Annotated in this window: 6 protein-coding genes and 1 tRNA gene; 3 read left to right on the top strand and 4 right to left on the bottom strand. The window is 63.5% G+C overall.

Annotated elements, in window-relative coordinates:
* The coding region (locus ACN4E0_RS13815) for a TonB-dependent receptor (protein ID WP_419568755.1) at positions 1-1,112 on the bottom strand (1,112 nt) is incomplete at its 3' end.
* A 381-nt stretch (positions 1,113-1,493) separates the two neighbouring features.
* Here ACN4E0_RS13815 and ACN4E0_RS13810 point away from each other — a divergent pair.
* Positions 1,494-2,135 carry a TetR/AcrR family transcriptional regulator gene (locus ACN4E0_RS13810; RefSeq protein WP_419568754.1) on the top strand — a complete coding sequence of 214 codons (642 nt, stop codon included), beginning with the start codon at positions 1,494-1,496 and terminating at the stop codon, positions 2,133-2,135.
* 54 nt (positions 2,136-2,189) lie between these two features.
* Here ACN4E0_RS13810 and ACN4E0_RS13805 read toward each other — a convergent pair.
* The 3 genes from ACN4E0_RS13805 to yghU form a co-directional block, all read right to left on the bottom strand.
* Positions 2,190-2,264 (bottom strand) — tRNA-Gln (locus ACN4E0_RS13805).
* A gap of 14 nt (positions 2,265-2,278) precedes the next feature.
* Complete coding sequence (locus ACN4E0_RS13800; RefSeq protein WP_419568752.1) at positions 2,279-3,688, bottom strand: MFS transporter; 1,410 nt, start codon at positions 3,686-3,688, stop codon at positions 2,279-2,281.
* A gap of 74 nt (positions 3,689-3,762) precedes the next feature.
* Complete coding sequence (gene yghU / locus ACN4E0_RS13795; RefSeq protein WP_419568750.1) at positions 3,763-4,614, bottom strand: glutathione-dependent disulfide-bond oxidoreductase; 852 nt, start codon at positions 4,612-4,614, stop codon at positions 3,763-3,765.
* A gap of 92 nt (positions 4,615-4,706) precedes the next feature.
* On the opposite strand from yghU, the gene ACN4E0_RS13790 reads away from it, so the two are divergent.
* Both ACN4E0_RS13790 and ACN4E0_RS13785 read left to right on the top strand, forming a co-directional pair.
* Positions 4,707-5,708 (top strand): DNA topoisomerase IB, encoded by a 1,002-nt coding sequence (locus tag ACN4E0_RS13790; protein WP_419568749.1) that lies wholly within the window; start codon positions 4,707-4,709, stop codon positions 5,706-5,708.
* 136 nt (positions 5,709-5,844) lie between these two features.
* The gene (locus ACN4E0_RS13785) at positions 5,845-6,861 is read left to right on the top strand and encodes a sensor histidine kinase (protein ID WP_419568747.1); all 1,017 of its coding nucleotides are present in this window, start codon (positions 5,845-5,847) and stop codon (positions 6,859-6,861) included.
* Positions 6,862-6,960: the final 99 nt, after the last annotated feature.

The raw sequence follows: 6,960 nt of genomic DNA, 5'->3' as shown, positions 1-6,960 counted from the left end.
TCGAAGGGCCCGCCATGCGACGATGCCAGGCGGACTTCCTGCACGATGATGTCGTCGTAGCCGACCGCGTCGAGCGAGAAGGGGACGAGCTGGTTGTAGGTGCCGGCAAGATCGACGATGAAGTCGCCGACCAGATCGGAATAGGTGGTCGAGCTGACCAGTTCGGCGAAACCGAGATCGGCGTTCACCGTCACGTTGAGCGCCAGCAGATTGCTCTGGAACTCGTCGGGCTTGGCGGTTCTGCGGACATAGGTGCCCAGCGCCGGGTTGGTCAGCGACGAATCGGCAGGTTTGCTGACTTCCTTGTTGACCGAGAACTTGACCGAGAACCGGTCAGACGGCTGGACGAGGACAGCGGCGCGAACCCCGTAGGCCTCGAGCGAATTGGCGTCCTTGATACCGGTGCCGATATTGTCGACCCAGCCGTCTTCGTTGCGGTAATACCCGACCGCGCGGAATGCCATGGCATCATCCACCAGCGGAACGTTGACCATCCCGTTGTAACGCTGGCGCAGACCGCCTTCCTCGGTATAGCCGAGGTCTACCAGCGCCGAGGCTTCGAACGCCTGCGGATTGGGACTCTTGGTGATGATCCGCATCGCACCGGAGAGCGAGCCGGAGCCGAACAGCGTGCCCTGCGGGCCGCGCAGGAATTCGACGCGCTCGACATCGTAGAGATTGGGATCGAGAATGGTCGAGTTGCCGTTGGCGGAGATTGGCAGCTCGTCGATATAGATGGCAACCGGTGCCTGCAGCCCCGCGCTGTAGCCATTGGTCGAGATGCCGCGCGCGGTGAAATTGTTGAAGTTCTGCGTCGGCCGGTTGATGACTACGCCGGGCGTTTCCCGTGCGAGGCGTTCGTATCCGACGATGCCCTTCTCGTTCAGTTCTTCCTGCTGGAAGGCGCTGACGCTCAGGGGCACGTCCTGAAGGCTCGACTCACGCCTGGTCGCCGTAACGATGATGACATTGGCACGCTCGTCGGCGGCCGGAGAGATATCCTCGATCCGCTCGCCTTCAGCCTCGGGCGAAGATGTGTCTTGAGCGAACGAAGGGCTGGCCGACAAGGCAATGGCGAACGCCGAAGCAGTCGCCGCGAGGTGCGATCTCATAAACTCTCTCCCTGGTCATCTGGTGCGAGCTTTCGCGCTCGTCTGGCTGAGGAGGTACCACCATTTTATCGCTTGTCAACATTCACTCTCGCGAGCGTGAACAACGTTGACAGGGCCGTTGCCGGCTGGTTTTTGCGGTATCATGGGCGTTCGCAACGAAAGACGTTACGAGCCACGGTGGCTTGCGGATGGTCACACTTTGGTCGATGACCCTTGCCTCTCGTGCCTTGAGAGGCGCGGCGGCCCGAGTGGAACATTCACATCGCCCGCGCGCAGGCTGCCGCTTCAAAATTCAAGAGGGATGGACCGTTGGCATCGAAGAAAGTGAGCGCCAGGAAACCACAATCGAAGGCGGAGCGCCGCGCGGAAACTACCGAACAGATGCTCGATGCCGCCGAAATGCTGTTTTCCCGGCGCGGGTTTCACGGCGTTGCCCTCAAGGATGTCGCCGCCGAGATCGGCGTGCACCACACGCTGGTGAACTACTATTTCAACGACAAGCAGAAGCTATTCGACGAGGTCTTTGCCCGGCGCGCGCGCGAGGCCAACCGGGTGCGTATGGAGGCCCTTGACACGTACGAGAAGGAGGTCGGTGACAACGTCACGGTGGAGGGAGCGTTACGCGCCTTTCTCGACACGAACCTCGAACTCTATGAGGGCGGTCCGGGCTGGCGCAACGCCGGGACGATGGCGGCGCTGGTCGCGAGTACGCCCGAATGGGGCGCGGATATGTTCGACCAGTGGTTCGACCCCGTCGTGCTCAGGCTGACGGGCCTGCTCGAGCGCGCCATGCCCGACTGCAGCCGCACGGAGATTTTCTGGGGCTTCCATTTCGTGTCGGGCGCTCTCATGCTCACGCTCGCTCGAACGGGGCGCATCGACAAGCTATCCGAAGGCCTGTGCAAGGCGGATGACTTCGACGCGATAAAGGCGCGACTGGCCCGCTTCATGGCCGCCGGCTTCCGCGAAATTTGCAGCGGTCAGCCTGACGACGGAGTCGACGATGAAGTGATTCAGGCCTGACTTGGTTTCGAAGAACAAGGATTTCCGGGCTTTTGGGGTTGCTTCGAAGCTAGCTGGCTGGGGTGGCAGGGATCGAACCTGCGAATGTCGGTACCAAAAACCGATGCCTTACCACTTGGCTACACCCCAGCGGGTGCGCGCCCCTATAGCGCGTCGCGCGCGGAAGGGAAGGGGGTGGGGGCAGTTTGCATCCGCCGCTTCGCGAGATCGTTTTCCAGTTCCGCAATGGTCGCCCGATCGAGCCGGTAGAACAGCATTGCGACTCCGGCGGGCACGATCATGAGCGCCGGGACGATGGCGAATGCCAAGTCGATGCCGAATTTGGCATTTTCGCTCTGTACCGCACCGGCTTCGAAGCCCGTCAGGGCGAACAGCATGCCTGGCAGCGCGGCGCCGAGCGCGATCCCCGTCTTGATCGCGAAGACCGCGCCCGACACCGCCAGGCCGGTCATCTGGCGCCCGGTGGTCCACTCGATATATTCGGCGATGTCGGTGAACATCGAATAGGCCAGCAGCATGATCATGCCGAGGCCGATCCCCACCACGACCTGGGCGATGGTCTGCGGCCAGATCGCGTCGAGCGGCATGATGTAGAAGGCGCCGATGGCGCAGACCTTGAGCGCGCCGGCGAAGATCACGAGATGGCCCTTGTCGAATCGCCGGGCCAAGGCCCCGGCCAGGACCACCCCCAACAGCTGTCCCAAGGCGAAGGCGGTGTAGAACAGGCCGATCCGGTCGAGGAACAGGAACACGGGCTGCCCGTCGTCGCCGGCGACATAGCGGAACCAGAACAGCGCACTGCCCGCGCGTGCGGCGAGCGCGACCGGGGTCAGCACCGCGGCAATGGCGACCGCGATCCATGCCGGGGTGTGCACGAGCAGCTTCACATCGTCGCGGATGCGGCCATTGGTTTCGGCCGGGGGAATGCGCTCACGGCTGAAGGCGAAGGCCGAGAGCAGGGCGAGCGTGCTGCTTCCGGCGAGCAGGACCATGGTCAGACTGATCCCGTAGCGTTCGTCGCCCGCGCCCAGTTCGCGTACCAGCGTGGTCGCGACGACGGCGACGGCGACCACGGCCAGCGCAGAGAATACCATGCGATAGGCCGCAACCGAGGCGCGCGTGTCGGCGCTCGGCGAGATCACGCCCATGAGCGCGGCGTAGGGGACATTGGTCGCGGTGAAGGCGACCATAGTCAACGTATAGGTGACATAGGCCCAGACCAGCATACCCGTGGGGGACATCGGAGGGGCGGCGAAGATCGCTGCGCCGAACAGTCCGAAGGGGACCGCTCCCCAAAGCAGGAAGGGGCGATAGCGCCCCCAGCGGCTGCGGGTCCGGTCGCCGATCGCGCCCATCACCGGATCGGTGACCGCGTCGAAGAACTTGGTCAGCAGCAGCATCAGCCCCATAGCCGCCGGACCGACCCCGCCGAGCTCGACGAAGAAGTAGAGCAGGTAGATGTTGAAGAAGTTGATGTAGAAGGACGAGGCGAGCTCGCCCACGCCATAGCCGATCTTCTCCAGCCGTGAGACGGGCGGCCGCGCGTCAGCCAATCGGATGTCCTCTCGTCACGCTGGCGATGAGAGGACAGGCCCGAATGCAAGTCAAGCGCTGGTGCGCGGGGCGGCTAGTATTTCTTGCCTTCGAAATCGGCTGCCGAATGACGCTCGAGCAATTGCTCGTCTTCCTCGCCCCATGCCTTGTTGACGATGCGTCCGCGGCGTACCGCCGGGCGCTCCGCTATCTGCTTCACCCAGCGTTCGACATTCTCGTACTCGTGGATCGACAGGAAGGTACGTGCCTCGCCGTAGATGCCGCCGAGAACGAAGGGCGCGAGCCAGGGGAAGGTCGCGATGTCGGCAACCGTATAATCCGTGCCGCCGAGATATTCGGACTGGGCGAGGCGCTGGTCGGCGACATCGAACAACCGCTTGGTTTCCATTGCATAGCGATTGATCGGATATTCGTATTTCTCCGGCGCATAGGCGTAGAAATGGCCGAATCCGCCGCCGATGAAGGGGGCGCTGCCGACCTGCCAGAAGAGCCAGCTGAGCACCTCTGCACGCGTGTGATCGGTGGGCAGGAGGGCGCCGAATTTTTCGGCGAGGTGCATCAGGATCGCACCGCTTTCGAACACGCGAAAAGGCGTCTTCCCGCTGCAATCGAGCAGGGTGGGAATCTTGGAATTGGGGTTGAGGTCGACGAAACCCGATCCGAACTGGTTTCCCTCGCCGATATTGATCGTCCAGGCATCGTACTCGGCGCCGGAGTGACCCGCCTCGAGCAGTTCCTCGAACATGATGGTCGCCTTCACGCCATTGGGCGTCGCCAGCGAATAGAGCTGGAAGTCGTGCTCGCCGACCGGCAGCTCCTTCTGCTCGCGCGCACCCGCGGTGGGGCGATTGATGCTGGCGAAACGTCCGCCGTTCTCGGCGTCGTGGGTCCAGACTTCAGGCGGGGTGTAGGTTGCGTCGGCCAAGCTCGTTCTCCTCTGGTCGGGTGCTAATCCACCCCTCCATTCGCCGCAAGGTGGGGAACCGTGATGCCAATCCCACGGTTGTTGCCTTCGCCATGACGAAGCTCATCTATGTCGACGACGACCTGCCCGGGATAACACGCAAGGGGGCGGGTAGGGGATGGGCCTATTACGATCCCGAAGGCGGTCTGATCACCGACCCTTCGGAAAAGCGCCGGCTCAGCGCGATCGCACTGCCGCCCGCCTATACGGACGCGTGGTTTTGCCCCGCACCCAACGGTCACATCCTGGCCACCGGCGTCGACGCCAAGGGGCGCAAACAATATCGCTACCACCCCGAGTTCCGTGCTGCGCGCGAGGGCGAGAAGTTCGACAGCTGCGTCACCTTCGGCAGCCTGCTCCCGCTGGTGCGCAAGCGCGTCGAAGAGGATCTGCGCGGACACAAGCTGACGCGTGAACGCGCGGTGGCGAGCGTGGTCCGGCTGCTCGATCTCGGCGCGGTGCGCGTCGGCAACGAAGGCTATGCGAAGACCAACAAGAGTTTCGGGGCGACGACGCTGCGCAAGCGCCATGCGGAGCTGACCGGCAAGACACTCCGCCTGCGCTACAAGGGCAAGGGCGGCAAATTGCGCGAGGTGACGCTGTCCGACGGCAGCCTGGCGCGGATGGTCCGCAAGATGCAGGATCTGCCGGGGCAGAACCTGTTCAAATATATCGATGAAGACGGGGAACTGCACACCGTCGGCTCGGGCGATGTGAACGATTACCTGCGCGAGACCATGGGGCAGGATTTCACCGCCAAGAACTTTCGCACCTGGCACGCGAGCGTGAGGGCTCTGACCTGCCTCAACGAAGCCGAGGGAGCGATGCCGATGAAAGCGCTGCTCGAATGCGTTGCGGCGCACCTGGGCAATACCCCTGCCGTGACGCGCAAGAGCTATATTCACCCGGCCGTCTTCGAACTGCTCGCCGAGCAGGAAGAGTGGCGCGACTCTCTGCGCCTGCCGCGCGCGACGCGCTGGCTCACCCGCGAAGAACGCGGCCTGATCGAGTTGCTGCACGAAAGCCCCAAGGCGAAGGAATTGCTCGCCGCCTGACTGGCGGTGTTGCGAAGGGTTATGTTCGCGCTCGAAATCGGATAAAGCTGCAAATTCGATGGAGCGGAGCCGTCGATTGCCCGTCGCTGCATTCGCAGTTCGCCTGGCATCAGTCTTCCGCTGGAAGGTCGCCCCAATGCAGCGTCTCGCCAATTTCGACGTCAGTCGCGATTTCCTCACGCGCCGGAGCAAGATCGCTGCGCAAGTGATCTTCGGCGTCCTGTGCGGAGGCGCCATGATCGGCTTGCGCTCGCTGTTCGACGTCTGGGCGCCCGTCTCGGGGCCGTTTGCGCTGATCTATCCCACGATCCTGCTCGCCACGCTCTACGGTCACTGGCAGGCGGGCGCGGTGGCGTTCCTGCTGACCTTCTTCTGGGCCTGGTTCGTCATCCTGCCGCCGACGCAATCGCTGCTGTTCGCGGATCCCACGGACCCGGCGCGCGTGCTGCTCAATGCGGCGAGTGCGCTGGTGGTGCTGATCTTTGCCGAGGCGTTCCGGCGCGCGGCGCATAGCACGATGGATGAAATTCGCGAGCGGGCGGACCGCCGCCTGACGCTGCTGGCCGACCTCGAGCACCGGACCAAGAACAATTTCGCTCTCGTCGCCAGCATGCTCGAACTGCAGAAGCGTCGCATTCCGCAGCAGGAACTGCATGCCCCGCTCGAAGAGGCTGTGGGCCGCGTGCGGACTTTTGCCGATGCCTATTCTGCGCTGGCGCTCGAGCAGTCGGACCAGCCCAATGTCGAGATGAAGCCCTATCTCGAATTCCTGCTCGACCGGATCGAGGGGGCGAGCCTGTCTCCCGCAGTGCGGCTGTTCCGCGAGGTCGAACCCGCCACGCTGACCCGCGAGGAAGCCGTGGCAATCGGCCTCTATCTCAACGAGGCGGTCGCCAATGCCTGCAAATACGCCTTCCCCGACGGACGTCCGGGGACCATCGCCGTCTTCTTCCATGTCCGCGACGACGGCTGGCGCTTCACGATCGAGGATGACGGTGTCGGTGACGACGCCCTCGTCGATCCCGATGGCGGGCTCGGCAGCCAGCTGCTGGCGGCCTTTGCATCGCAGGCGGGCGCAACGCACCATGCCGGCCCCGTCCTCAATGGCTTCCGCAGCGAGATGCGCAAGGAAGAGCAGGCTGCGGTTGCGTAGAGTAGCCTAAAAGGATACTCGCTTGGCCATGCACTTGGCCGGCATCAAGATTCGCCAATGGCGCGAAGCGCAGGATCCACCGCTCAGCGCGGAGGAATT

The organism is Qipengyuania sp. (assembly GCF_048550555.1).
Classification (GTDB): domain Bacteria; phylum Pseudomonadota; class Alphaproteobacteria; order Sphingomonadales; family Sphingomonadaceae; genus Qipengyuania.
This window is presented reverse-complemented; position numbering and strand designations above follow the sequence as displayed.

Coding starts and splice junctions, on each gene's coding strand:
- ACN4E0_RS13810 (WP_419568754.1), top strand. CDS start 1,494: ATGCTCGATGCCGCCGAAATGCTGTTTTCCCGGCGCGGGTTTCACGGC.
- ACN4E0_RS13790 (WP_419568749.1), top strand. CDS start 4,707: ATGACGAAGCTCATCTATGTCGACGACGACCTGCCCGGGATAACACGC.
- ACN4E0_RS13785 (WP_419568747.1), top strand. CDS start 5,845: ATGCAGCGTCTCGCCAATTTCGACGTCAGTCGCGATTTCCTCACGCGC.